Annotated in this window: 29 protein-coding genes; 22 read left to right on the forward strand and 7 right to left on the reverse strand. The window is 56.5% G+C overall.

All coding sequences use genetic code 11. The annotated features are described in order from the left end of the window. Positions 1-20 precede the first annotated feature (20 nt). Complete coding sequence (locus tag BBA90_RS02070; RefSeq protein ID WP_065647695.1) at positions 21-2,225, reverse strand: portal protein; 2,205 nt, start codon at positions 2,223-2,225, stop codon at positions 21-23. A gap of 138 nt (positions 2,226-2,363) precedes the next feature. Between BBA90_RS02070 and BBA90_RS02075 the strand changes: the two genes are divergently transcribed. The 5 genes from BBA90_RS02075 (at position 2,364) to BBA90_RS02095 (ending at position 4,431) form a co-directional block, all read left to right on the forward strand. Next, positions 2,364-2,759 carry a putative holin gene (locus tag BBA90_RS02075; protein WP_065647696.1) on the forward strand — a complete coding sequence of 132 codons (396 nt, stop codon included), beginning with the start codon at positions 2,364-2,366 and terminating at the stop codon, positions 2,757-2,759. Further along, a complete protein-coding gene (locus BBA90_RS02080; protein ID WP_065647697.1) occupies positions 2,756-3,034 on the forward strand; it encodes a hypothetical protein in 279 nt (92 codons plus the stop codon). The genes BBA90_RS02075 and BBA90_RS02080 overlap by 4 nt, the downstream gene beginning before the upstream one ends. Before the next feature lie 62 nt (positions 3,035-3,096). Then, positions 3,097-3,627 (forward strand): lysozyme, encoded by a 531-nt coding sequence (locus BBA90_RS02085; protein WP_065647698.1) that lies wholly within the window; start codon positions 3,097-3,099, stop codon positions 3,625-3,627. Between the two features lies 1 nt (position 3,628). Next, positions 3,629-3,904, forward strand: coding sequence for a hypothetical protein (locus BBA90_RS02090; protein WP_065647699.1), 276 nt, complete (start codon positions 3,629-3,631; stop codon positions 3,902-3,904). A 212-nt stretch (positions 3,905-4,116) separates the two neighbouring features. Next, a complete protein-coding gene (locus BBA90_RS02095) occupies positions 4,117-4,431 on the forward strand; it encodes a hypothetical protein (RefSeq protein ID WP_065647700.1) in 315 nt (104 codons plus the stop codon). 51 nt (positions 4,432-4,482) lie between these two features. Here BBA90_RS02095 and BBA90_RS02100 read toward each other — a convergent pair whose 3' ends face one another. From BBA90_RS02100 to BBA90_RS02125, 6 genes are all read right to left on the reverse strand, one after another. After that, a complete protein-coding gene (locus tag BBA90_RS02100; RefSeq protein ID WP_065647701.1) occupies positions 4,483-4,830 on the reverse strand; it encodes a hypothetical protein in 348 nt (115 codons plus the stop codon). A gap of 12 nt (positions 4,831-4,842) precedes the next feature. Continuing rightward, the gene (locus tag BBA90_RS02105; protein ID WP_065647702.1) at positions 4,843-7,515 is read right to left on the reverse strand and encodes a hypothetical protein; all 2,673 of its coding nucleotides are present in this window, start codon (positions 7,513-7,515) and stop codon (positions 4,843-4,845) included. A gap of 85 nt (positions 7,516-7,600) precedes the next feature. Next, positions 7,601-10,615, reverse strand: a complete 3,015-nt coding sequence (locus BBA90_RS02110; RefSeq protein ID WP_065647703.1) for a right-handed parallel beta-helix repeat-containing protein — start codon at positions 10,613-10,615, stop codon at positions 7,601-7,603. Continuing rightward, complete coding sequence (locus BBA90_RS02115; protein ID WP_065647704.1) at positions 10,615-11,319, reverse strand: hypothetical protein; 705 nt, start codon at positions 11,317-11,319, stop codon at positions 10,615-10,617. Before BBA90_RS02115 ends, BBA90_RS02110 begins: the two co-directional genes overlap by 1 nt. A 43-nt stretch (positions 11,320-11,362) precedes the next feature. Further along, complete coding sequence (locus tag BBA90_RS02120; RefSeq protein WP_065647705.1) at positions 11,363-12,958, reverse strand: hypothetical protein; 1,596 nt, start codon at positions 12,956-12,958, stop codon at positions 11,363-11,365. After that, a complete protein-coding gene (locus BBA90_RS02125) occupies positions 12,951-13,622 on the reverse strand; it encodes a hypothetical protein (protein ID WP_065647706.1) in 672 nt (223 codons plus the stop codon). Before BBA90_RS02125 ends, BBA90_RS02120 begins: the two co-directional genes overlap by 8 nt. Before the next feature lie 503 nt (positions 13,623-14,125). On the opposite strand from BBA90_RS02125, the gene BBA90_RS02130 reads away from it, so the two are divergent. The 17 genes from BBA90_RS02130 (at position 14,126) to BBA90_RS02220 (ending at position 21,935) form a co-directional block, all read left to right on the forward strand. Beyond that, positions 14,126-14,506, forward strand: a complete 381-nt coding sequence (locus BBA90_RS02130) for a Gp49 family protein (protein ID WP_065647707.1) — start codon at positions 14,126-14,128, stop codon at positions 14,504-14,506. Positions 14,507-14,931: 425 nt separating this feature from the next. Further along, entirely contained in the window at positions 14,932-15,234 is a 303-nt protein-coding gene (locus BBA90_RS02135) for a hypothetical protein (RefSeq protein ID WP_065647708.1), read from the forward strand. 65 nt (positions 15,235-15,299) lie between these two features. After that, on the forward strand, positions 15,300-15,563 hold the full coding sequence (locus BBA90_RS02140) for a hypothetical protein (protein WP_065647709.1): 264 nt from the start codon (positions 15,300-15,302) through the stop codon (positions 15,561-15,563). After that, positions 15,563-16,336, forward strand: a complete 774-nt coding sequence (locus BBA90_RS02145) for a Thoeris anti-defense Tad2 family protein (protein ID WP_065647710.1) — start codon at positions 15,563-15,565, stop codon at positions 16,334-16,336. Before BBA90_RS02140 ends, BBA90_RS02145 begins: the two co-directional genes overlap by 1 nt. A 47-nt stretch (positions 16,337-16,383) precedes the next feature. Continuing rightward, complete coding sequence (locus BBA90_RS02150; protein WP_065647711.1) at positions 16,384-16,710, forward strand: DUF7175 family protein; 327 nt, start codon at positions 16,384-16,386, stop codon at positions 16,708-16,710. An 86-nt stretch (positions 16,711-16,796) separates the two neighbouring features. Beyond that, complete coding sequence (locus BBA90_RS19570) at positions 16,797-16,928, forward strand: hypothetical protein (RefSeq protein WP_276203818.1); 132 nt, start codon at positions 16,797-16,799, stop codon at positions 16,926-16,928. A 157-nt stretch (positions 16,929-17,085) separates the two neighbouring features. Further along, entirely contained in the window at positions 17,086-17,403 is a 318-nt protein-coding gene (locus BBA90_RS02160; protein WP_065647713.1) for a hypothetical protein, read from the forward strand. 203 nt (positions 17,404-17,606) lie between these two features. Further along, a complete protein-coding gene (locus BBA90_RS19005; RefSeq protein ID WP_139074151.1) occupies positions 17,607-18,017 on the forward strand; it encodes a hypothetical protein in 411 nt (136 codons plus the stop codon). Continuing rightward, complete coding sequence (locus BBA90_RS02170; protein ID WP_065647715.1) at positions 18,014-18,196, forward strand: hypothetical protein; 183 nt, start codon at positions 18,014-18,016, stop codon at positions 18,194-18,196. Before BBA90_RS19005 ends, BBA90_RS02170 begins: the two co-directional genes overlap by 4 nt. A 141-nt stretch (positions 18,197-18,337) precedes the next feature. Further along, positions 18,338-18,550: a hypothetical protein gene (locus BBA90_RS02175; protein WP_065647716.1), complete on the forward strand. Its 213-nt coding sequence runs from the start codon at positions 18,338-18,340 to the stop codon at positions 18,548-18,550. 585 nt (positions 18,551-19,135) lie between these two features. Next, a complete protein-coding gene (locus BBA90_RS19235; RefSeq protein WP_167350650.1) occupies positions 19,136-19,288 on the forward strand; it encodes a hypothetical protein in 153 nt (50 codons plus the stop codon). A gap of 888 nt (positions 19,289-20,176) precedes the next feature. Continuing rightward, on the forward strand, positions 20,177-20,365 hold the full coding sequence (locus BBA90_RS02195) for a hypothetical protein (RefSeq protein WP_139074152.1): 189 nt from the start codon (positions 20,177-20,179) through the stop codon (positions 20,363-20,365). A gap of 48 nt (positions 20,366-20,413) precedes the next feature. Next, positions 20,414-20,638, forward strand: coding sequence for a hypothetical protein (locus BBA90_RS02200; RefSeq protein ID WP_065647721.1), 225 nt, complete (start codon positions 20,414-20,416; stop codon positions 20,636-20,638). After that, the gene (locus BBA90_RS02205) at positions 20,625-20,810 is read left to right on the forward strand and encodes a hypothetical protein (RefSeq protein WP_065647722.1); all 186 of its coding nucleotides are present in this window, start codon (positions 20,625-20,627) and stop codon (positions 20,808-20,810) included. The genes BBA90_RS02200 and BBA90_RS02205 overlap by 14 nt, the downstream gene beginning before the upstream one ends. A gap of 70 nt (positions 20,811-20,880) precedes the next feature. Further along, complete coding sequence (locus BBA90_RS02210) at positions 20,881-21,165, forward strand: hypothetical protein (protein WP_065647723.1); 285 nt, start codon at positions 20,881-20,883, stop codon at positions 21,163-21,165. A 108-nt stretch (positions 21,166-21,273) separates the two neighbouring features. Then, positions 21,274-21,669 carry a hypothetical protein gene (locus BBA90_RS02215; RefSeq protein ID WP_139074153.1) on the forward strand — a complete coding sequence of 132 codons (396 nt, stop codon included), beginning with the start codon at positions 21,274-21,276 and terminating at the stop codon, positions 21,667-21,669. A 47-nt stretch (positions 21,670-21,716) separates the two neighbouring features. After that, the gene (locus BBA90_RS02220; protein WP_065647724.1) at positions 21,717-21,935 is read left to right on the forward strand and encodes a hypothetical protein; all 219 of its coding nucleotides are present in this window, start codon (positions 21,717-21,719) and stop codon (positions 21,933-21,935) included. The last annotated feature ends 63 nt before the right edge of the window (positions 21,936-21,998 follow it).

A 21,998-nucleotide genomic window follows, 5' to 3' on the forward strand; every position in this document is an offset into this window, starting at 1 on the left:
GGTGCGTCCTCAGTGAGTGTTCAGGGGTGCAATGCTTTGCTCAGGGCGTTAAAACCCAGGGCCTGAGTGATGTGTTCACCGCTCGGGCCTTGGGCGGCACCTTCTCCAGCACCGGGGCCAGCCGGTTTCTGGTTCAGAATGCCTTTAGTCACTTCCAGATTCTGGTTAGCCTCCGCCTGGGCGGACTGCTTCTGCATTTCTCTGGCGTGCTTGGTACCTGTTTCCTGCTCCACGTAGTCCAGGTTTTTCTGGTCAGCCGCGTTGCCGGTGTCACGGGCGCGGGCGTAGTAGTACTGCTCCTGCGCTTTGTCCGTGGCGATCTGCTGCTGGGTGCGCATGATCTCCAGCTGCGCTTTCTGCAGCTCGAGCTGTTTCATTTGCTCAGCGAACGGATCTGGTTGTGGTTGATATGTCTCAATTTTATGAGCCAACGTCGGCATATTACGCAGCCTGGCGATATCGGCAAGGATAATTTGAGAAAATTCTGATGGCATTGCGCTTGCCATAGTCTGCAACATGAAGGCAAGCTGCTCAGACTTCGCATTGTCTTCTTCGGCAGTAGTAATGGCGACTTCCAGGTCGAAGTTGCCGTGCAGATCGTCACGACGCACCGGCACGAACTCATCGTTGGTGAGGCGTACCTGCTCCTCCTCGCTCATGAACACGCCGTTCATCATCACAATCTTCTGGCCAATCTCGGCCATACCCTGAGCCAGGCGACGCAGAATAGCGGTCTCTCGTTTGCTCGACGCATCCAGCACGCCACGGGTACCGGCAGCGGTCGGACCGTAGCTGTCACCGGAGAGGCCACCGCTGAACGCCTTCACGCCGGTCAGGGATTCCGCTTCCTGGTTCATCAGCTGCACCATGGTCAGCGCGCTGTTGGGGATCTCCGGATAAACGTGATCGACGATGCCCTGGCGGGGGTCCACGGTCATGTTGAATTCGTAGTCTTCGCCATTGTCGTATTTGCGCTTGTTGGCCACGTCGAGCATGTCTTTACGCATACCCTTCTGGCCGTTGGCGCTGCGGGCCATGATGTCGATCATGCCGCGCGTCACCGCGCCGGAAATCTTCTGGTTGTCCTCCAGCAGCGCACCGTCAGGCTCGCCCATGAAGGAGCGCTTCACCGGCAGGTAAGGCACCACGACAAACGGCGGCTTGCCGTCCGGGAAGGGGTTCTTCTCCAGGCGGATCATGATGTCGCCCACCCAGGTGGAGACGATAGGCTCGAGCTTGCCGTCGCCGGCAATGTCGTACAGGCCCCAGAATTCGTAGGCCACGATGCGCTTACGCGACTTGTCTTTGAAGGTGAAGGTGTCCGGCGTCTCGGTAGCGTGATCCGGTTCTGAGAGGATGCTGCGCCCCTCAAAATTCACCTGATCCAGGTTCTTATAGCGCCCGTCTGCTTTGAGCTCGGCGTACGAGGTCTCGAAGCTGTGAATGACAAAGCGTGCGTTCTTGAAAACGCCCTGGCAGGTCGGGTCGATGAACACGTTTTCAGTGTTCAGGATTTCGATCACCGGCTCGTTGCGGACAACGTGCTCCTGCGTAACCTGGCTGGTACCGGTCTGCTTCGCCTGAACCGGCATATTGTTCTCGAGCGTGTAGTGCACCGACTCCTGCATTTCGTCCGGGAGCTGCTCGAACTGCGCCGGGTTTTCCTGCTTGAGCTGCATCGCCTGCTGCAGCTGTTCGAGCCACTGCGGATCGGACACCTGATAGTAGGAGTACACCGGTGCCGGCACCGTCTCGGTGTAGCTTTCCCGCGCCCAGCCGGTGCGCACAATTACTGTGCCCTCATCGACCGCCGTGCGGACGTACTGGTCCACAAAGCCGACTTTGTTGAGCTTGGTGCGGAACTGCCAGTTGAGCACCAGCTGGTTCTGCTGCGCCGCCTTCTGATCTTCCCAGGATACGGGCTTCACGGTGAACAGCTGCTCGGCCGACAGGAACGGTTCCGTCAGCGCGCTGTATCGCCACTCTGCCTGTTTGCGGATGAGCTTCGGCTGCACCTGTGAGCGGCCCTTGCGGGGCTTCGGTTTAGCGTCACCTTCCACGTTCAGGTTGTTGAGCCAGCGCGTCACCTTGGCCATGTGGGCCCGTTGTGACGGGGAGGCTGCGTCGAGCGTCTCCTTCATGTCCTTTACGGAAGGCTCATTGTCCCAGTCAGTGAGCCTTTCGTAACGGCCAGACAGCTCGGTCTGCTTCTCAATTTCGGCCATCGTGTGATCCCATAGATAGTGGTACTTTGCGCTTAAAATAATCTGTCAATAGGACTATTCTTAAAGTGAGGCGCGTAAGTATCGCAATTATGCTGATCTCATGTCTATTTCAATGACCATCAAAGGAAGGTGAGCCCAATGTACACCCCTACGCAGGTACCAGACGTCAACGCCGCCACGGCTACCGCCGCTGCCGCCGCGACGCCTGTTACCCTGGTCGCGTTCTTTCACAGCATCCCGCCGGATGTTCTGATCGGCGCGTTTGCCGGCGCAGTGATGTTCCTGCTGAGCTCGGCATCCATGAGCAGAATTAAGCTCCTGGGGTACTTCTTCATTTCGATCGTTGCCGGTATCCTGGCAGCGGAGGGTGTGGCCAACATCCTCACAGCGGTCCTCTCGCTGTTCATGCTACAGGTCAAGGTAAGCACCTCCGTGGGAGCACTGTTCGCCGCCGCCTCAGCGATTAATATCATTCTCGTTGTGAAGGCGCGGGCGGTCGAAAGAGTCGCCGGCCAGTCTGGAGATAACCCATGATTTCGAGCTACCTGAGCCTGGCTATCTGCCTGGTAATCTGCACCAAACTGATGTTCTTCATGAACGCACCCCGCATGCATGCCCCCGTGGTATACAACTGGTGCGCGCTGATGGTGACCATCTACGCAGGGAGCCGCTCTATCGAATATCTTGCCGCGCTTAATCTGCCCACCAGCACCACGGAGCTGTTCTTCAACTCCGGGCTGCTGGCGGTCGTCCTGATCCTCTCCGCGCGCATGCATCGCCAATGGGCCCGGAAAAAGTTAATAAATTAGGATTAATCCGATAGTATTCAGCCTCGCGTAAGCGGGGCTTTTTATTTTCTATGGGGTAATCGATGAAACTGAGTGACAGAGGTTTTAACGGTATTAAGGGATTCGAGGGGCTGGAGCTGGGTGCATATCCGGATCTGGCCAGCCAGCTCGGACAGGCGCTGAAAAAGCACGGGCTGCGCATGCGCGATTACCGCAAGCTCGCCGGCTGGGAGAAGCTCAACGGCGGACCGTGGTCAATCGGCTACGGCTGGACGGGGCTGGTGGACGGTAAGGCGATTGAGCCAGGCATGACCATCACCGCCGCGAAGGCGGATGAGCTGCTGCGTACGAAGGTGCCGGCGTATGAGCAGGGCGTTGCCAGCCTGCTGACCGTGAAGGTCACACAGGGGCAGTTTGACGCGCTGGTGAGCTTTGCCTGGAACTTTGGCGTGAACCGCCTCAAGCAGTCGCGCCTGATGATGTATCTCAACAGCGGCTGTTACGGTGCGGCCGCCGGCCAGTTCCCGCTGTGGGTGAAAGCGGCTGGCGTCACGGAGCCTGGACTGGTGAAGCGTCGTGCGCTTGAGCAGTCATGGTTCATCGAGGAGGCGTGATATGTGGGCTGCCCTCGCCACTGTCATCACCGCGCTGCTGAGCTTTATCCAGAGCCGTAAACCGGATCCGGAAGCCAGAACGGCGCAGACCATTAACGAGGCAAACCGCGCCACCGCGGACATTGCCCGCCAGGCCGATGAGGACCTTCATGTTAAGACTGCAGAAGTGGCAGCTGATGCTGCTGGTAATGCTGACCGGCTTCGCCATGCTGGCGGGCTGCACGAGCAAAACACCGTTGCGGCCAGCGCTGTCGATAGCGCCAACGATCCAGTGTAAAGAGGATGAGCCTGATGCTGTTCTCACGCCTTACCCCCGCATTGAAGACACACGCGATCCGGATTTACTCCTGGCTCACGTCAGTGCCCTCAACGCCTGGGCCGTCGATACCGCCGGACGATTCCGGCACGAGCGCATCCTGCGCGCCACAACCCGAAACTGTCTCCACGATATCCGCGCACGCGGACTCATTAACTGAACCTGAGGTCACTATGAAATTTTCCCTGTCATCTGTTGCTGTTGCGCTGTCCACTATCTCGGGTGCTGTTCAGGCGTCTGAGGTGATTTACCGCGCCGGGGCAGACCTGATCCACGTTGCTGAGCAGGCGTACGCAGAGTCGGACGCATCGGGCAGCACGAAGAAGATGGCCGTGCTGAAAGCGCTCGAGGCGTTTGCGCTGAGCATTGGTGAGAACTGGGACGTGATCCGCGCAGAGGTGTCTGCCTGGATCGATATGGTCGTGCAGAGCTGGAACAAGCTCAAGGAACTGGCACCGGCGCCGGTGGCTGCTACAGTTACAGCGTAACTCCTAAAATCACTGGTTATAATTAAGGCGCCCCCGAAGGGCGCCTCTTTTTTATGCTTCTTCCTCGACCACCGGAGCCTCAGTGGGTTCCGGCGGAATGACGGTACCGTCTTCCAGCACCACGCCCGGGAGCGTCAGGATCCAGGCTTTCAGCTGGTCTTCCGCCTGCGCCAGCGGGTTACCCTCACCGGAGTAGGCGAACATGCGCTGCATGGTCTGCTGGGAGGGGATCCCGTTCATGGAGACCATGAACTCTGCGGTGACCATGTTGCCGTCAAAGGCGCTGATGCGGTTCACCTTGTAGGTGATATCCACCTCAGTTGGCTCACCGTCCAGGGTGATGTTCACTTCTTCATACGTGACCTTTGGGGTCAGCATCTTTCTGATGGTAAAGCTCATGGCACTCTCCTGTTAGGTAACCGGTTGGTTGTTGGTCATGTAGAACCAGCTGTACCCGTTTGAATAGGCCGGCTGCAGGGCAGGGCTCATCGGGGCATCGGTGATCATGATGATGGTGAACACGCCATCGTTAACGTTCGGACGGTTGGCGCGCGTGAACGCCGGGAACGTCTGCGCATAGTCGCGCGGCGTCAGGCGGATGTAGCGCTTGAGGCCGTTTACCCAGACCGTGAGGTAATCACGGGACTCGGTACCAAACATCAGCAGCTCGCCGTTATCCAGGTTGAAACCCAGACCGGAGTTCTGATCCGGACCTTTGTTGATGCTCCAGAAGCTGGTGGCGTCCTTCACGTTCGCAACCTTGGCCATATCCGCATCGGAGATGGACGCGAGGCTCGGGGTAATGAAGAACGGGGCACCGGCTTCAATACGGCTGGTACCGTCCTGCTCAAAGAAGCAGGCACCGTAGCGTGCGTAAGGAGCCATCTTCACGTAGACCGTGATGTTGTTCCAGGTGTGCACGTACTTCACCGCCTGAATCGGGCAGGCGCCCTCACCGTGCCAGGTCAGCTCACCCAGGCCGGTAGTCTGGCTCTGCGCTTTTACCTGACCGCGGATGATCGCTTCACCGCCGCCCAGGTTCGAGGTGTCCGGACGATAAGGCGTTGACTGCCCCGCGCCGTTCCAGCCGGCTACGCCCAGGATCCGCAGCTTGAAGCTGTTGGCCAGGTTCTGCATCGTGATGGTACCGACGTTGAACCAGGTGGCTTTACCGGTCAGGTTTTCCAGGCGCATGCGGGAGTACTTGTAGTGCTCTGCGGTGCCACCGATGCGGTACTGCGCATAAGACTCCACGCGCAGAAAGCCGCGCTCATAGGCTGAACCTACCCAGCTCGGCATGTTGCCGCCGGTCAGGCCGTCTTTGTCCCACAGCGGATCGTAATCCGACATGGTATCGTCGAGGCCCGGTCCGTTCTGGACGTTCAGCGAGTAGACTTTCAGCTTCGCGTATTTGGTGTAAATCGGGTGCGTACAGCCCTCGATCGACACGTCATACAGTGACCAGCCGCCCTGTGAGATATCGCCCGGGTACTCGCAGGTCTGGAACCAGACGTTGGACATCAGGCACTGCTCGTTGCGCGGGGAGAAAATCACATGCTTCTTCGTCATGCCGGTGAAGTTCGCATTCGAGATCTGCATCGCTGTGGAGTGGTCCCACGAGCCGTCATAGCGGTTTGACCACAGGCAGTAGATGAACGACTCCACACAGCGGTAGGCGTACACCTGGTCAAAGCGGCAGTCGATGGTGTCGATGATATCGAACAGACGGCCAGCGCCACCGTTCCACACCAGCGCGTACACGTTGATGTACTGCCCGCCAGCACACACGTTCTTATAAAACGGCTTCGGGTTGCTGTTGGTGGAGCGGATGCGGATACCCGACATCGACATACGACGGCTGTTGGTGGTGATCAGCGGCGTCGTGCTGCCATCGTTGATGAGCGTGATGGTGGTCGCCGGCACAACGCCGTAGTGAACCGGTGCGCCGTGCAGGTTGAAGATGCCGATCTCTTTAGAGCCGGTATCCAGGTTGCCGGCGAACGCGAAGTTGCCCATCGGCAGCCGCACGCCCATGTTGTTCAGGTCGCTCTGGGCGATCATGAAGTTATACATGCGCTGCGCCGCCGGCGTGCAGTTGAACACGCCGCCTTCGCGCGCACCAAAGTCCACGATCGTCAGCTCAGACATGAGCTTATCGCGGCGCCAGCGCTTGCCTTTGGCGGTCACGATGAAGAAGCCACCGTCATCAGCCTGGGTCTGCGAGTTGCTGTCGTAGATGAAGTAGCCGCCGCCGCACTGGCCGCCTGCCTCATACTCACGCACGCGGATACGCTGTCCGTCCATGGTTGGCTCAGTCTTGCGCAGGTCTGCGATCGTACCCAGCCAGCCGATGTTTTTCTCACCGTCCACGGCCTGCATGGCTTTGATGACGTCCTCGAGCGAGACCAGGCGCTGACCGCTGGCCGTAGCCCAGGTCTCCAGGTCGCCTACGCGCTCCGGGTACACTTCCAGCGCTTTCAGGCGCTCTGCGTGGTTGCTCATCGCCGCCGCCACGTTCGTGGTGCCCCAGCCTACCTGTGACGCACCCTGTGCGCCGGAAAGCGCAGACGAGATTGCCTGAGTCCCGACAATGACCCAGTTGTCCTTATCTGCGTTATCCGTGACAGGTGAGGTACCGTACGGAACGATCTTCGGTAACTTGCCCGCCCAGCGGTAGTACGTGAACGCGCCGACGTCCGGATCGTAATACTCGAGTACGTCGTTGGCGTAGCGCATCGTGGCGCCTGAGTTGAAGTCGTAGCCGTAGAGGATGAACCACTGGGCACGCTGCACGCACAGGGCGTTGAGGTCCACTTTGTTGATGGTGTTGCCTGACTGGTACGTCAGCTGGCCGGCCGCATAGCTCGTGACAACTGAGCCGCCCACCACGCCTGCAGGCAGGGGATAGGTACGCTGCAGTTTCTCATCGTAGAGGATCTGCACGCCGTCGAGCACCAGGCCCTTCGTCGCATACGCAACCGCGTTGTAATCGACCCCAAAGTTACGGGCGATCGATTCCTTATTCACCTCCACCGCTGTGTTATGGCGGGGCTGTGCAAAGGGTTTTAGTCTCTGAGCGACCATTTACTCTCCCGTTAGGCCAGATCGAAAAAGGGGGATTTCTCCCCCGTTATTTAGGAATAGTCTTATTTACAGAAGGATTCCGGCGCTATCCTACCGTGTTATTCGCTACGATTCGCGCGGTTTCGCTCAGTGTTTCAGGGACTGCTACCACGGCTTGGTTGCCTGTAACCTGTCCTTTCGTGAAAAGCGTGGCATTAACGGCCAGAGTGCCGCCGATAAGGTTGTCTTTGACCATATGCTTCTGCGCTGCGCGGGTACCTTTGCCGATCGTCACCGAGCCGCCCAGGCGGTTGATGAATACCTGCACGTCGCTGCTGTCGCGAATGTCCAGAGACTCCAGGCCGGCTGCGCCTGTGCACTTCGGCGCACCCATGCGGTTGCCCTTCACGAGCAGGCTGGAGACGTTCTCTGCATACACCGCGGCGTTACCGGTGTTCTCGATGTGGTTATCGGAGAGCAGCAGATCGCGTACCCAGGAGAGGTCCGCCTGCGCGCCACGGATGCGGATTCCGTACCAGTTGCTGCCTGGGTCAACAGTGAGATCTGCCGGTACGATATCGTGGATATAGTTATCCTTGATGTGCATGTTCTTACCGCCTGCCTGCGACTGGTAGAACGTGTTGAACGTACCCTGGATCCCCGCAATCATCGTGGTACCCGCCTGACCGCCCCAGCTTATTTCGTTGTTATCGAGCGCAACGTTGTCCCAGCCGGTCATGTTGATACCGACGATGTTGGCCACAATGCGGTTATCGCGCAGCGTGATGTTCTTGTGGTTCGCCGCGCCGTCGGAGTTTGAGCCAATGCCCACACCAAAGCCGCTGATCTGGCAGTTGATGAAGCCAACGTGATCGCACACCGTGCTGTCGTACGGACCGAACCATGGGAAGTAGCTGTCACTCACCGCAGCATCAATCTGGAACGCCTCGTTGGTGATGGTCGTCGGGTTACCGGCTACCCGCGCACGCACGTTGATACCGAATGCGTTACGGGAAGCGTTGAACTCAACGGCGTGCCCGCCACCGCCCAGGTTGATGATGTCCAGATCCGTCAGCAGCACCTCATGGCAATGGCTGAACGCGAACGCCGAGCAGGCTGTGGAGAGCATCGACTGGTTACCGTCTACGGTACCGCCGCCGTAAATCAGGATATTGGCGTTGGCGTCATAGCCACCGGTCACGCCGTCAGCGGCATTGATGAGCATGATGCGCATCGTGGTACCAGACGGGTCGCGCTGAATCACCGCGCCAGGCTCCAGACGCAGACGGGTGTTGGTCGGGATGCGGATGGAGCCATTGATGGTGTAAACGCCCGCCGGGACCACCAGCTCTTTGCCCGCACCGGCTGCAGCCAACAGCGCCGCGTTGAATTTTTCCTGCACGTTGGTACCCGGTACCAGTCCCATCTCCGGTGCGAACACGGACTGCGTGTTCTTGAGGTGCTGGGTGATAGCCACCGCTCCGGTGTACGGCGCCAGAACGCGGATCAGCGCATCGCCCTTATCCGCATCGCTCGACTGCAGATTGGTATAGCTCGCACCAGCGGTCACCGCTTTGTCCTCGGACTCTTTCGCTGCCTTGGCAGATGCCGCAGCACCGGTCTCGGAGGTTTTGGCGTTGCTCTCGGACGCGCCCGCTGCAGCAGCGGAGTCGGTCGCAGATTCCTGTGCAGCAGTCGCGGTTTCAGCAGCGGTTTTCGCTGCGCCGGCTGCGTTGATCGCATCGGTTGCTGCAGTTGCCGCCTGCTGGCCACCGTCGCCGGCAGCGTTTGCCAGCTGCTGCGCACGCGCCACGCTGTCAGCAGCCGCAGAGGCAGACTCTGCAGCGTTGGTCTCTGAGATCGCCGCCGCCTGCATGGATGCGTCAGCGGACTTCGCAGAGTTTTCCGCTGCAGTTGCGCGGCTGGTGGCCGTATCGGCAGATGCCTTTGCAGTTTCAGACGCGTTCACCGCTGTTTTGCGGTTCTCCTCGGCAGAGGCGGCAGAGTTAGCAGCCTGCTGCGCGGAGTTGCTCGCAGCCAGGGCGCTGTCAGCGGTAGTGGACTGGTTCAGTTGTGCAGCTGCCTGCGCTTCTTCGGCAGCCGACTGTGCGGCTTGCGCGCTCGCTGCGCTCTCGCTTGCCGCAGCGGCCGCCTGAGAGGAAACACGGGCAGATTCTTCGGCGTTGTTGGCGTATCCGCCAGCCTGGCTGACGGAGAGGCCCAGCTGGTCGATCATGTCTTTGGCCAGCTGGTAATACTTCACCGTCTTCGAGGCCATCGCACCGGTTGTTTCCGCCAGTTCGTCCAGGTTGCCACCCAGCGTAGCCTGCACCACGTCGGCCCGCGCCAGCGGGACGGCGAAGGTGATGGTGTAGCTGGTGGCGGAGTAGGTGTAATCCTTCCCGTGGAGCAGGCGCTGGCCGTTTTTGAACACCGAGGTGATGTTCATGAACGGGATCCCGGTGCTTACCACCGTCTCGCCGCCGTTGGCGCTGCCTTCGTTGTAGACGAAGTTCAGGAAATGGAAGTTGTCCACGCTCGAGCTTGGCGCCATTGCCGGCACGCCAGAGAGCTTGGCCACTACCATATCTCCGGGCAGCAGCTCCTGCGACAGGCTGATCACCTGCGTGGCCGGGTCGAACGTAAAGTTCAGGCCGTAGGTCTGGTAGGAGCCGTTGATGTAGAGATCGGTGATGGAGAGCGTCTCAATGTCGAGAACGAGCTCCGTTTCGCCGCCCTCAGCCACGCCGTCGTTGTACACCCAGGCCATCTGGCCAAACACCGAGTTGATGGAGTCCATCTCAACCCAGGCGCCGACGCCGCCTTTAGCCGCCAGGCCATCGGTTGTGTCTGCCTGATAGACGTAGTCTTTGTAATACAGGTTCATCGCATCGCGCGTATCGTAGACGCGGGCAAACTTCGCGAGCTTCGGGTCCACGGTTGCGAGCTGGGCCGGATCGTCAAAGCACAGCAGCACGCCGTACTTTGCCAGCATGTCGTTGACCAGCTTTACCTGCTCCAGGTTGTCAGCCACTTTCTTCACGGTGTCGTACGCGGTACCGAGGTAGCGTTCTACCTGGCCCGCCTGATTGCACGCCGAACCGAGTGTGCGGATACTCATTATCGCCAGCCTCCGAGCATGGGTTTCTTATTAGTCTGAGCAATGCCTGCGTTATCCAGGTTGTGTTGCCCGATAAACTCGCATTCCGCCTCGTAATAAGTCCGGAACTCCTGACCTTTCAGCGTGTGTTCCTGGCCGTTCATGCTCGAGTAAATAGCCCCCGCGACGTACAGGCAGAGCGCCCGCGTGTGCGAATCCGGGATACTTACTTCAACAGTGGAAGGGTCGGTCACGGTCAGTGGGATCGCCGGGTGATTGGCCCGGTAAGAGACGCGCAGAATGGTGTCCTTACTCGGGTGCGTCACCAGCAGCGAGTCGAATGACGGGGTGAACAGGGAGCAGCACTCGCTCTCATCGTTGAGCAGCAGCTCGCAGCCCACCTCATCGAATATCTGCTCCACGCGCAGGATGTCGTTCACGAATGGCTCAAACGGCGTGTCCTGGATGTAGCGGTAGTAGTCCGTACCGGTGGCCATGCTGTGCTCCGGACGGAAGAAGTAATGAGCCACCTCATCAAACAGCTGCAGCGTCACCTCTTTCTCGCGCAGCGGGAAGCGGGTATGCAGGTCGGTCAGCCCCTCGGTGATCACACTGATGAGGCGAGGGTAGTGAGTGGGTTTAATCACCCCCGAACCCTCGCCCCCGATCACCAGGTTGCTGAGCGTGCTGAATGACAGCTTCTGAAACAGATCGCTGAGTAACATCGTAGAGCCTCTGTAAATAGGAATAATCCTATTTTAAAGGCTCTCACACCAGATAAGAACTTAAATTGCTGGGAGATTCTTCTTCTTCCCAGTCCCAGAGGTCGCCCTGCACCTTATCCTGCTGGAATTCCTCGCTCGGCCGCCACGCCTGCAGGGACATCAGCATGGAGATGGTATCGATGCAGTCATCGTTCCTGGACTTAAAGCCTTTCAGTGTGGCCATCTGCAGCTCCTGGATGTGCTCCTGCACCATCTCCGTGTCCTTCATCTCGGTCGGGTAGTAGATCTTCCCGGCCTTGAACAGCGGAAGCACCATGTTGAAGCGCACCATCTTGTTCACGTTCGGGCGGATACCCGGGCGCGCGCCGTTGCCGTCGGAGGCAAAGGAGAACCAGATGTTGCGGGTCATCATCTCCTGCTGGATCCACGGGATGAAGCCTGACTGCTGGCCGGTGACCTCGATGCCTACCTGCTGTGGCCGGTACTGGCTCACCAGGCGGAACAGGTCATCGATGTTTTTATCCATCAGCTGCTTCTTACAGATGCCGTCCACCCAGAACCAGTCGCCGTTGCTGTTCAGCGCCCAGACGGAGATCACCGAGTAGTCCGCGCTGGTCTTCTCGCTGGTGGCAAAGTCGGTCGTGATGTAGAAGTTGAACCGCGATTTGTTCATCAGCAGCGTCTGGCGCGAGTACCAGCGGATGTCATCGTCCCGTACCAGCCGCTCCTCATCGCTCGAGATGCGCAGCATCAGCTCCTGCTGGAATGCCGCGAGCTTGCCGGTGGCGATCGACAGGTCGTACTGCTGCTTTACGAAGTCATAGGAGAAGCGATCGGGCCAGGCGCCCTGAAACTCCTCACGGGTGCAGGGGAAGCGCTCGCAGATTGGGTATACGTTGACGTGCCACCCGCCTGATTCAACTGCCTCATACAGAATGTCGTTTTTGTTGAAGGGGGTACCGTTAAAAACAATCTTGCGGCGAGTAGGATCGAGCGCATAGTCCACTCCTTTGTAGACGGTGTCTTTGATGGCTTCCATCGTGGTTTTGGATTTGGAGTCGTCATCGCTGACCAGGTCATCGAGCACCGCCAGCACCGGGCGCTTACCGAAGATTTTGGTACCGCGCAGGCCGGTCTTCGCACCGAACATCTTCACGCCCAGCTTGTGGCCGTCGCGGTTCTCAAACTCCAGGTAGGCGTCCGTAAACTTCGCCACCGGCAGCCAGTACTGCAGCCACGGGGAGTCGTAGTAGCGGAACTCGATGTTCTTACGCAGCGACTTCACGCCGTTCTCCATGGAGTCGGAGACGTAGATCATGCCGGTGATTTCCCCGAATCCCTCGATGCCGCCGAACACCGCGATGTAGAGCACCAGGTACTCACCGAACAGCGTGGTCTTTGCGATCCCGCGAGAACACAGGTTGGCCAGGCGCGTCTTCTTGCCGGCCAGCTCATCGAGCATTCGCAGGTGCACCACCGGTGACTTGTTCGATTCGCCTTTCTCGCCGTTCACCAGCTTGATGAAGTTGACATAGTTGATGGAGAACACCGACGGCACGTAGTCGTGGGAGTTCAGCGCCCGGTAATCGACCTGGTTCAGCCAGTCATCGACGTTCTGCTTAATCAGCGGGCTACTCATGCTCGATCACCAGTGGCGTATGGGCGACAGAGCGCGCGCTGACGTGACCGCCGGAGATGAGATCGTGCTGCTGCTGCGCCAGCTGGGCCATAGAGTCGCGCAGTTCCTTCATGCCAGAGCTGTCTTTAATGGTGACGTCGAGCTCAACCTTGCTGGCTTCCGGGCGTTTCAGATGATTTAGCAGCGAGTTCGCCGCTTCTGCCCGCACCTTTTCACTCTTGGCATTCATCATCAGGTCAGCCTGTACGTTAATGGCCTGCTGATAAATGTCCTGGTTCAGGACGTGCGTGGGGATGAGCGTCTGCTCGAGGATCAGGTTAACCAGCTTATTCTTGTTGTAGGCGCTGACGTAGGCGGAGATATCCTTCGGCGAGGCGCCGCTGGCGTGCAGGTTCTGCCAGCGCTGGGGGAAGGTACGGGCGTACGCGTCCTGGTTGGGGTAGCCCATGAGCTTATAACTCACGTAGCGTACCGCATCCATGTAGTCGGCCATCTTGAAGCGACCATCCTGCAGCACGCGGCTGTACGAAATCAGGTTGTCGCGCATGGACTCCGCCACCAGCGGATCGGACACGGCAGCGTTGAAGTTATCAACCATCTCCTGTGTCACGCGGCCTTTCAGCTGCTGGGGCAGAGATTCTTTAAACAAATCAACAGTTAGCATTCAGAGTCCCTTGTAGGCGCTCGTGGTCTGACGAGCACAGATCTAAATGCTATGCTATAGGATAAATCCTAAAAATATTCCTTGACGCGAAATTTATCGCCAGGCATTCTTACGCCCGTACCTAAGGTGTAAGTCGCTTTGACCAATCCGCTGGTTGAGGAGGCTTACGCATTAGCGTGCCTTGCCGTATGCCGATGACTGAAAGACCCTTGCAATACGAATTTCTCCATATAGCTGTCAGCCAGTGGCTTGAAATGTGGAAGCGCCTGATAAGCGCGGAGACCAGAGTTCCTGCCCCTTCTCTGTTACCGGATAGGGGCGTAGTTATCTGAGAGAGCATTGCCCGCGGGTTTCTTCCCGGATTTACCGCATAAGCCGCAGTGCTCTCCCAGATAGCTACCACTATCAAATTCGCATCCCCGAGGGGTTGGTGAAGTGCGAATAACTATATGGGATAACCCGCTTCGGCGGGTTTTTCTCTATCTGAACCAGAGAGAACTGATATGACCGCACTCCGTGTTACCAAAGAACTGATCGAATCACGCATCCGCAGCGTCCACTACGTGAACATCGGCGCGGCCGTTCTGGCACAGCAGCCGGAAGAAAGCACGCTGACGCACGAAGACCTGGGCGAGCTGAGCCTGATGACCACCTGCTACATCATCATGGAGAACGGCTTCAAGGTTGAAGGCGTGAACGCCTGCGTCGATCCGGCCAACTACGACGAAACCCTGGGACGCAGCTGCGCGTACGAGAACGCGTTCGATAAGCTGTGGCAGCTGGAAGGCTACCTGCTGAAAGAGGCCATGTACCAGGACGAGCAGACCCGTGAATCGCTGGCTGGCTTCGCGCTGGAAGGCGACTGTGATGGCTGTAAGATCTGACCCGGCCTGACCGCATAGTTACAACACTCTTTAAGCTAACTTGTTGACCACAGTCCGGCACCGGTTCGGTTATTTTCTGTCAACAATTAGCCGTCTTACTATAACCGTGTACAGCATTTTTCTACCCACGAATTATCCCGGTAGAGATAATGGTTATGGAACGTAAGCAACGGATTGCTTTCGTGACACCGTCACATTATTGATGTGGGAGAGTGAGCAGTAAAACACTGATTAATAGGGGAATTGAGCGTATGTCGGCGCCCACACAGCAGCAACTGATGGCCAAATACCATCACCTGCGTGATCATTTAGCGGACCTGGACAGTGAGCGAAAAATAGTCGCTGATGAGTTGGATATGGTGATTGCAGCGATCCTAAAGCAATGCCAAAATAAGACAATTCCTAACTGAACCAGGACCACCCTAATGCTCACGCAAGTTGCTACACCTTTCGACTTCCTCGCTGAGGACCCCGTTGAGCGTAAGGTATTACAACTAAAAGCAGACTACTTGATCTTGCTGACAATGGACTATGACGGCGGCGCTAACGGACTTTCCCGTTTCGCCAGAGAGCTCGAGATCACCGAAGACCAAGCACGCGCCATGCTTACCGGTGACCTGGGTGCAATCAATATGGATCTGCTGCTGAGCTGCCTGTTCCGTAAAGGCTACAGTATGACGCGCCAGCTGGTGCACAGTGACATGATGAATATGCAACTCTCACGCTGATACTGATAAACCCAACACCAGGAGGGGCGCTACGGCGCCCCTTTTTTATTGAGCCAGGAACACCAATGGACTTTGCGATCGACCACCTTCTGACCCTCGCTTTCATGTATCTCGTCTATTACATCGGGCTCTACGCCGGCAAACGGCAGGGCCGCCGGCACGAACGCGCGACCATCAACAGCGAGCTTTCGCGGTTCGAGACCAGCCTGACACTGCTGGGCCGCCGGTATGCAGTAGGCCCCACGCTCCAGACACTGCAGTACCTGCGCACCGGATTTAATCGCTGCCCGGACACCAAACACACAGCCACTACCCAGGACAAAAAATAATGAATATGACCTTCGCACAGCTGCAGCCACACCTCGCTACCGGCTGCGCCGCCGCTCGGATGGGCTGGAATGGCGCCAGCCAGTTTATCTGGTTCGTGCCGCCCGGAGAGTACCCGGCCCGGATGGAAGTTATTCGCGATCACTTCCCGGATAACCTGGTCCCGTACGCCGGCTACTATGCGATGAAGAACGCCCAGGGGCAGGTCACGCCATGGGTACCGAGCAACGGCGATCTGCAGGCGACCGACTGGCACACCGTGGCCGTACCAAAAGTGCGGGTGGTAGCGCTCAGCGAACTGCAGGGCACCGCGCAGCTGCAGGAGTTCCAGTCGCATAAGCGCGTGCACGCGGCCAAGATTCGGGACATTGAGTATCTGGATCACACCACGGTACTCATCTTCGCAGACGGGCGCGGCCGCGTATCCGTGGGGGCCAGCTATCTGAACAAACATGAGCCGGAAGCGGGTGGCTATTACGTCGAATACGAAGACGGCTATCAATCATATTCCCCAGCCGACGCCTTTGAGTTAGGATACGCGCCCACTAAACAGGACGTGTTTGAAAATGAAACCGGTACCAAAGTCAACCTGCCAGAACAAGCAGTTGATAGCCGTGCCCCCACTGATGAATACTCGCGCGCCCAGAAAAGGCAGCACCTTGTCGATCAACTCACGCAGCTCACCGGTGCGCAGGCCCATGCCAATGCACACACCGCCGGCGCTATGCAGAAAATTATCGACCAGCTGATCGCGGAGCTTACTTCTTTGGTGTAATCATCCCCCCCGGTACCCGGCAGGGTACCAACCAGTTAGGAACAACCATGGAACCGTTGACCAGTCTGATCGTAGTGACTCACCAGTCGAAAGGGAAAGACGCGCTGCTGTACGCCATCATCTCCCGACAACATGAGATCCGCATTTCTATCCTTCGCACATGGCGCGCACTGCTGCGCACCAAGCGCTGGCGCCAGGCCAAAGAGCTGCACGCCAAGCTGGCCAAGCGACTGGAACACTATCTCAACGAGATATTCCCGGGCTCGATCGACTGCGAAATAAAACTGCTGGAATACTGGGACACCGAGGGCGACGTGAAGTACCCCCGGTACCGCATCAAGGTTGAGTATCCGTTCCCGGAACTCACCGTTTAACAGGGACAAGGGCGAGCCGCAGTGCTCGCCTTTTTTATGAGGTAATAAGTGTGAAGTGTGAAGAATGCGCGAAGCTGCAGCGCAAATTGACCCAGGCAAATCAGTACAACGCTGAGAACGTGGAGCGCATCACTCAGCATTATCAGGGACGCATCGATGCGCTCGAGCGTCAGGTTGAAGAACTCCATCAGGGACAGCGAAAGTCTCCGCAGGGTTGACCATTTTTTCATAGTGACGTCTGAAAGTAGGGGTGGGGCGTCACACGTTACACAAAACACAACTACCCCCCCGGGGTTGACGCCCCCTCTACACGTAACACATTCCTGCTTCGCAGGTGGTGGCAACTCTGCCATCCACTACCACAGGAGCAGTATCATGTTGAACAAGGGCCTCACTCAGACTTCCACTGGCGCAGTCGTAGACGTAATGCAGACCGTCAGCAGCATAGCCCAGGGAGTAACTGGCACTGTTGAGACGTTGTCTAAAGCCTTAGGTACCCTAAACCTTAAAGCCTCTGCCATGTACCAGAAGGCAGAGGTGGATACCAAGTACGACATCATTGAGCACACGCACACATCCAAGACCGCAGCAGCGCTGCGTCTTGCAGCAACTAAGCGTGCAGTGAAAACTGAACTCGATGCAGATCCTGCACTTGCAGAACTGTTCCTCGAGTGCAGCGCACTGTTCGACTAACACACACGCGGGCCTGTCGGCCCGCTACTACTAATTTCCAGCGATAGATAGTTTGGAAGTGACTCTCTCAATCGCATTGTGAGCGCTCCTAAACACTATCCGAGTGCAAAGCTCCAGCTTTGTGCCATAGGCTCCCTAAACGCTGTACAGCGCATCTCAGGGGCATAGTACACATCAGCAGCAGATGTTACGGGTAACAATCAATGCTGCGCATTGACCATTACCCTCACAGCAACAGAATACCGGATGTTAATTATCAGATGTTCCTCAAATACCATTTGAATTCATTCCAGGCTACATTGTGCGCCCTGAAAATATTGGTACACGGTCTGGATGCGGGAAAAGAATTTACGCTGATTACTCAGCCCAAATTACCATCGCCATCACTTAATGACAGCGACGGATATATCCCCATGAGTTCACATCAGCCATTGCAGAACAATCACCAGCTCTACTCAATATTGAGTGAGTATATCGGTGAGGCTTCAATGGGTGACTTTCTGTTTCGCTATGGCCAGCACTATCCGAATGCGGTGAGCATGCCGGATATCTATCGGCTGGCCAGCGCGCTTGCAACCGCTTGTTCACAGCAAAAAGGAAACGCATTACCATGATGGAAATGTTTGAATATCTCGTAAAAACGCTCGCACTGGGCATCCTCATCCTGATGATCCTGGGACTGCCCAGATTCATGCGAGGCTTTGGCCAGCTCTTTGCCGGCACAATCCGTGAGGTCCACCATCGCAGATGGCAGAAGAAAATGAGCCGCAGGCGATCACGCTCCTTGAGCTGATTCACGACTGTCTGATAATCCACAATGAGCGCGAAGTTCACGCGCTCAATAACAACATCTACCAGCCCATATTCATCCAACTCAGCGAGTGCAGACCAATGATGGTCAGCGCTCTGCTTAATCAATTACACAGGAGCACGCATGAACATTCTAATTAACGCAGCAGCACACGTTCAGGACAACCATCATATGAGCATGTGGGTAGGCATATTCTTCATTGCCCTGTCACTGGTATTCTTTATCTGCGCAGCAGTATTAGCCGTGCGGGATTATATGGTAGTACTTAAACGCTATCAGCGCGCACGCACCTGCATGCGGTATTTACCTTACCCGATGCGCAGAGTAAGGCATTAATGCACCATCTCTACAATGTCGCCGGTAATAAAATCCTCTACGTCACCCCTGAAATAATCACCCATATCAAAGCGCATGTATTAGCGGGAGTGGATACCTTCACGCTAAATAACTGCACGCAGCGCGCCTCTATTAAGCAAGACCTCTACCTTTACAACGCACAATTATGCGTTGACGGTATCCGCTTCACTGCCAGATATATCGGCAGGAGCAAGTGGGAATTTATCATCCTTAGCTAATCAGCTATTTCGGAGACAGTTTATGTGCAATGTGAAAATATTGTGCACGGGTTTCGCATGCCTGTGGGTTATTGCCATTCTGATTATCAATCACCTTGATAATAAGAGAATGAGCCATGACATTGACTGAGTTAATTCACCTTATCAGCCAGTCTGACTGGTCATCTTATACAGGTATCGCTGATGCCTGTCGTTTATCCGGCTGCACAGCCACTCAATTTGTCGATGCCATGAGGCTCATCAAATTGATATTTAGCGCATCACACCAGCAATAGCATTTCATGCCGCAGCCTGGCCGCTGCGCGTGTCACCGAGCAGTAAATACCACTACCAACGGAGCTATATCATGACCTATCTTTGGACCAAACCCTCACTCAAGCGTGCCATCATCTCTAAAGCTGATTACTCAGCGCAGGGGTTCCGCAGGACCATCCTGCCATCGTTCAAGCACATCCCTGGCATCTGCCGGAAACTGGGCTTTAACCTCGCAGTAGAGTAATCAACCTCACCGGTGTGCCTATGGCATGCCGGTGCTATTTTTTGTCATACTTCACACTTATGAAGTATGATGTGTGATTTCACAATCATGAGACTCAGCCATGACACTGCTACAGGTACTGGAGCCCATGCTATTGCAGGAGGCCACGGGCAAGGGTGCCGGCGTCATCAACCTGTGGGTGAAAACCATGAGCCAGTCCCATTCCAATGGTGAGTACTGGACGGCCTCATCCACATTTTACATCAATGCCATGAGGCTCCACCGGATACTGTATGACCATGAAAGCGTATGACATCCTTCACCTAGTGAGGCTGTCCACCAATGAATATATCCCTGTAGTTCAGGCCATCGTACATATGTTTGATGCCTCACATTCCGTGACCAGAGATATGTGCTCCATACAGGACACGCGCACACTCGCGAAATTCGCTAAGGAGCTCAGTGAAATCAGCTCAGATATTCGCAATGGCAATCAGTAATCCCTCATCAACGGAAAACAGCCTTATAACCGATATTATATATGACCTGTGGTTAGAGCATGTGGCAATGCTGAGTATCGCCCCCTGCGTTGCCGCTGCTAATTTAGCAAGGAGTATCTATGAAGGCAGCACAGATATATAGCGCCATACTCACCGAGTCCGCACTTTATAACCGCATCAACACCCTGTGGCGAATTTACCGTACGCAGGGGGCAGAACATATTATGACACTGAGTAATGTTGGGAAGGTAATATATGCGAGCCGCTGAGATATTCATCCTCATGCGGGGATCTTTATTGGCACGCGAATCAGGCAGCACAGCAGGAATATTATCCCAGCGCTGGACAGAGTATTACCGCCAGCATGTTCCCAATCCTTATCCGAGCAGGAACCTGTCCCGGTTAGCGAGTGCAATATATGAAAGCCGCTGAAATCCTCATACTGATCCGCTGCTCCAGGCTCTATCCCGACGCCGACCACCTGCTGCTGCTCCTCTGGAGCAGCCTGCGCAGTGTCACCAAGCGCGGCGGTACATGGTCGCTGCTACGCTCCAGCGAGCTGGCCACACTGGCCAAAGCCATCTATGATGCGCCCTGACTTCATATAAAGCCCATTATATGAAGCTACGAAACAGGAGTGATATCAGTGTTTAACTTTCAGACCGTCAGCGCATTTGATAAGCATTATCATCATCTGGGCGTCCTGGTGGAGGCCATGCTGGCCAGTCGCGATCGGCAGCTCGAGGAGCTGCTGATCCGCACCTGGTATCTCTCGCGTTTCCCCAAAACCCGCATGCCCGTCATCAAAGAGGTCGCAGCGTTCGCTGCTGACGTCGCACGCATACAGGAATCTCTCCATGCCACTCCATGAAGTGCTCAAGCTGATCCATGACAGCAAACAACAGAACAGGACCGTCTCCAGCGTGCTGTTCACCACCTTCACCCGCTCCATGAAAAACGCCTCAGCTATGCAGCGCGTCAAAGAGTACGGCATCTGCATGCACGTACTCGAGGAGCTGTCCGGCGCGCTCACGCTCACCTGACCTCCTCTGCGGCCTGGTAGTTGCGGCTTCGCCGCTGGCGGAACCTTCCACCACTACCAGGAGCATCATCATGTCCCAGTCAGAACGCCAGTCCCTTGCCATCCGCATGTGGGACCGTCGCCGCATCACCCGCAACATGATCGCCTGTCACCTCAGTGATATGCAGCTGCGTCAGCGCTTCCTCGAAAGCGCGGAGAAGATGCTGGCACGCTTTGACGCCGGTGATTCCCGTGAGCCGGAGCGCGAGCCGTTCGTACGATCGCTGCTCCAGGCGCTCACCGAGCTCGACTTCCGCAAGATCAACCGTGCCGTCTTCAATGACATGCGATCGCATTACGACACGTCAAAAGCCTGACCCTGCTATCTGTTCGTCATTACCCGTTTGTGAGTGGCGGCTTCGCCGCTGATGGAGAAATATCTCTCCACTTTTAACTTCAAATTCCCCCTTTTCGGAGACATTATCATGACTGTTATGAATACTAACCTGCTGAACAACGCACTGGTAAAAGGCAACAACATGGCTGGCCAGAACAACGGCCAGCAGCAGCGCAAGCCTTCGGAGTTCTGGCTGAACATCGGCGTCATGGCCGGCGATGAGTTCATCTCGCTGCCGGTTGGCCTGCCGCTGGACGACATGAAACCGGCGCGCGCCAATACCAATAACGCAGAGTGGAACCAGATCGCCCAGGCGAAAAACGTTCTGCTCGAGCAGCTCCAGCAGCTGGGCATGCAGCTGGAAGCCGGTAAAGAAGTCGAGCTAAACCTGACCGTTCAGCTGCGCCGCAGCGCCAAGAACGATGAGCCAGCGCAGAACGACAACCCGCTCGCAGCCGCGGTTATGGCAGCACTGACCAAATAAAACATGGGGAGCCTTCGGGCTCCCCTTAAAAATTTCAGGAGATAGTCATGAACCTGGCCTGCATACTGTTCCACCTGCTTTTGAAGCCGCAGCCGATGATTCAAGCGCTGGAGGATGGCAGCTGGAACTACCACATGAACCATGCCATTAACGGTTACGATCGTCAGGAGCTGACGAAGGCCCTGGACGACTACATGAGCGATTACTCAGGTGCGTACGAAGCACTGACACAAGCAATTTATCTGCAGGGAGATAGTCATGCCTGAATGGAAAGCCGCGATGATCCTGCCCATGCTCTACTTGCATGAGAACCTCATCGTCTGGAACCG

This window comes from Pantoea eucrina, assembly GCF_001691555.1.
Taxonomy (GTDB): domain Bacteria; phylum Pseudomonadota; class Gammaproteobacteria; order Enterobacterales; family Enterobacteriaceae; genus Pantoea; species Pantoea borealis.

What these genes read in the sequence shown, in the direction of transcription:
- BBA90_RS02070 (WP_065647695.1), bottom strand. Translation starts at nt 2,225, where the DNA reads ATGGCCGAAATTGAGAAGCAGACCGAGCTGTCTGGCCGTTACGAAAGG.
- BBA90_RS02075 (WP_065647696.1), top strand. Translation starts at nt 2,364, where the DNA reads ATGTACACCCCTACGCAGGTACCAGACGTCAACGCCGCCACGGCTACC.
- BBA90_RS19005 (WP_139074151.1), top strand. Translation starts at nt 17,607, where the DNA reads ATGCTGCGCATTGACCATTACCCTCACAGCAACAGAATACCGGATGTT.
- BBA90_RS02105 (WP_065647702.1), bottom strand. Translation starts at nt 7,515, where the DNA reads ATGGTCGCTCAGAGACTAAAACCCTTTGCACAGCCCCGCCATAACACA.
- BBA90_RS19235 (WP_167350650.1), top strand. Translation starts at nt 19,136, where the DNA reads ATGACCTATCTTTGGACCAAACCCTCACTCAAGCGTGCCATCATCTCT.
- BBA90_RS02220 (WP_065647724.1), top strand. Translation starts at nt 21,717, where the DNA reads ATGAACCTGGCCTGCATACTGTTCCACCTGCTTTTGAAGCCGCAGCCG.
- BBA90_RS02160 (WP_065647713.1), top strand. Translation starts at nt 17,086, where the DNA reads ATGTTGAACAAGGGCCTCACTCAGACTTCCACTGGCGCAGTCGTAGAC.
- BBA90_RS02100 (WP_065647701.1), bottom strand. Translation starts at nt 4,830, where the DNA reads ATGAGCTTTACCATCAGAAAGATGCTGACCCCAAAGGTCACGTATGAA.
- BBA90_RS02205 (WP_065647722.1), top strand. Translation starts at nt 20,625, where the DNA reads ATGCCACTCCATGAAGTGCTCAAGCTGATCCATGACAGCAAACAACAG.
- BBA90_RS02120 (WP_065647705.1), bottom strand. Translation starts at nt 12,958, where the DNA reads ATGAGTAGCCCGCTGATTAAGCAGAACGTCGATGACTGGCTGAACCAG.
- BBA90_RS02140 (WP_065647709.1), top strand. Translation starts at nt 15,300, where the DNA reads ATGGACTTTGCGATCGACCACCTTCTGACCCTCGCTTTCATGTATCTC.
- BBA90_RS02130 (WP_065647707.1), top strand. Translation starts at nt 14,126, where the DNA reads ATGACCGCACTCCGTGTTACCAAAGAACTGATCGAATCACGCATCCGC.
- BBA90_RS02145 (WP_065647710.1), top strand. Translation starts at nt 15,563, where the DNA reads ATGAATATGACCTTCGCACAGCTGCAGCCACACCTCGCTACCGGCTGC.
- BBA90_RS02215 (WP_139074153.1), top strand. Translation starts at nt 21,274, where the DNA reads ATGACTGTTATGAATACTAACCTGCTGAACAACGCACTGGTAAAAGGC.
- BBA90_RS02090 (WP_065647699.1), top strand. Translation starts at nt 3,629, where the DNA reads ATGTGGGCTGCCCTCGCCACTGTCATCACCGCGCTGCTGAGCTTTATC.
- BBA90_RS02115 (WP_065647704.1), bottom strand. Translation starts at nt 11,319, where the DNA reads ATGTTACTCAGCGATCTGTTTCAGAAGCTGTCATTCAGCACGCTCAGC.
- BBA90_RS02110 (WP_065647703.1), bottom strand. Translation starts at nt 10,615, where the DNA reads ATGAGTATCCGCACACTCGGTTCGGCGTGCAATCAGGCGGGCCAGGTA.
- BBA90_RS02150 (WP_065647711.1), top strand. Translation starts at nt 16,384, where the DNA reads ATGGAACCGTTGACCAGTCTGATCGTAGTGACTCACCAGTCGAAAGGG.
- BBA90_RS02095 (WP_065647700.1), top strand. Translation starts at nt 4,117, where the DNA reads ATGAAATTTTCCCTGTCATCTGTTGCTGTTGCGCTGTCCACTATCTCG.
- BBA90_RS02210 (WP_065647723.1), top strand. Translation starts at nt 20,881, where the DNA reads ATGTCCCAGTCAGAACGCCAGTCCCTTGCCATCCGCATGTGGGACCGT.
- BBA90_RS02125 (WP_065647706.1), bottom strand. Translation starts at nt 13,622, where the DNA reads ATGCTAACTGTTGATTTGTTTAAAGAATCTCTGCCCCAGCAGCTGAAA.
- BBA90_RS02170 (WP_065647715.1), top strand. Translation starts at nt 18,014, where the DNA reads ATGATGGAAATGTTTGAATATCTCGTAAAAACGCTCGCACTGGGCATC.
- BBA90_RS02135 (WP_065647708.1), top strand. Translation starts at nt 14,932, where the DNA reads ATGCTCACGCAAGTTGCTACACCTTTCGACTTCCTCGCTGAGGACCCC.
- BBA90_RS02085 (WP_065647698.1), top strand. Translation starts at nt 3,097, where the DNA reads ATGAAACTGAGTGACAGAGGTTTTAACGGTATTAAGGGATTCGAGGGG.
- BBA90_RS02175 (WP_065647716.1), top strand. Translation starts at nt 18,338, where the DNA reads ATGAACATTCTAATTAACGCAGCAGCACACGTTCAGGACAACCATCAT.
- BBA90_RS02080 (WP_065647697.1), top strand. Translation starts at nt 2,756, where the DNA reads ATGATTTCGAGCTACCTGAGCCTGGCTATCTGCCTGGTAATCTGCACC.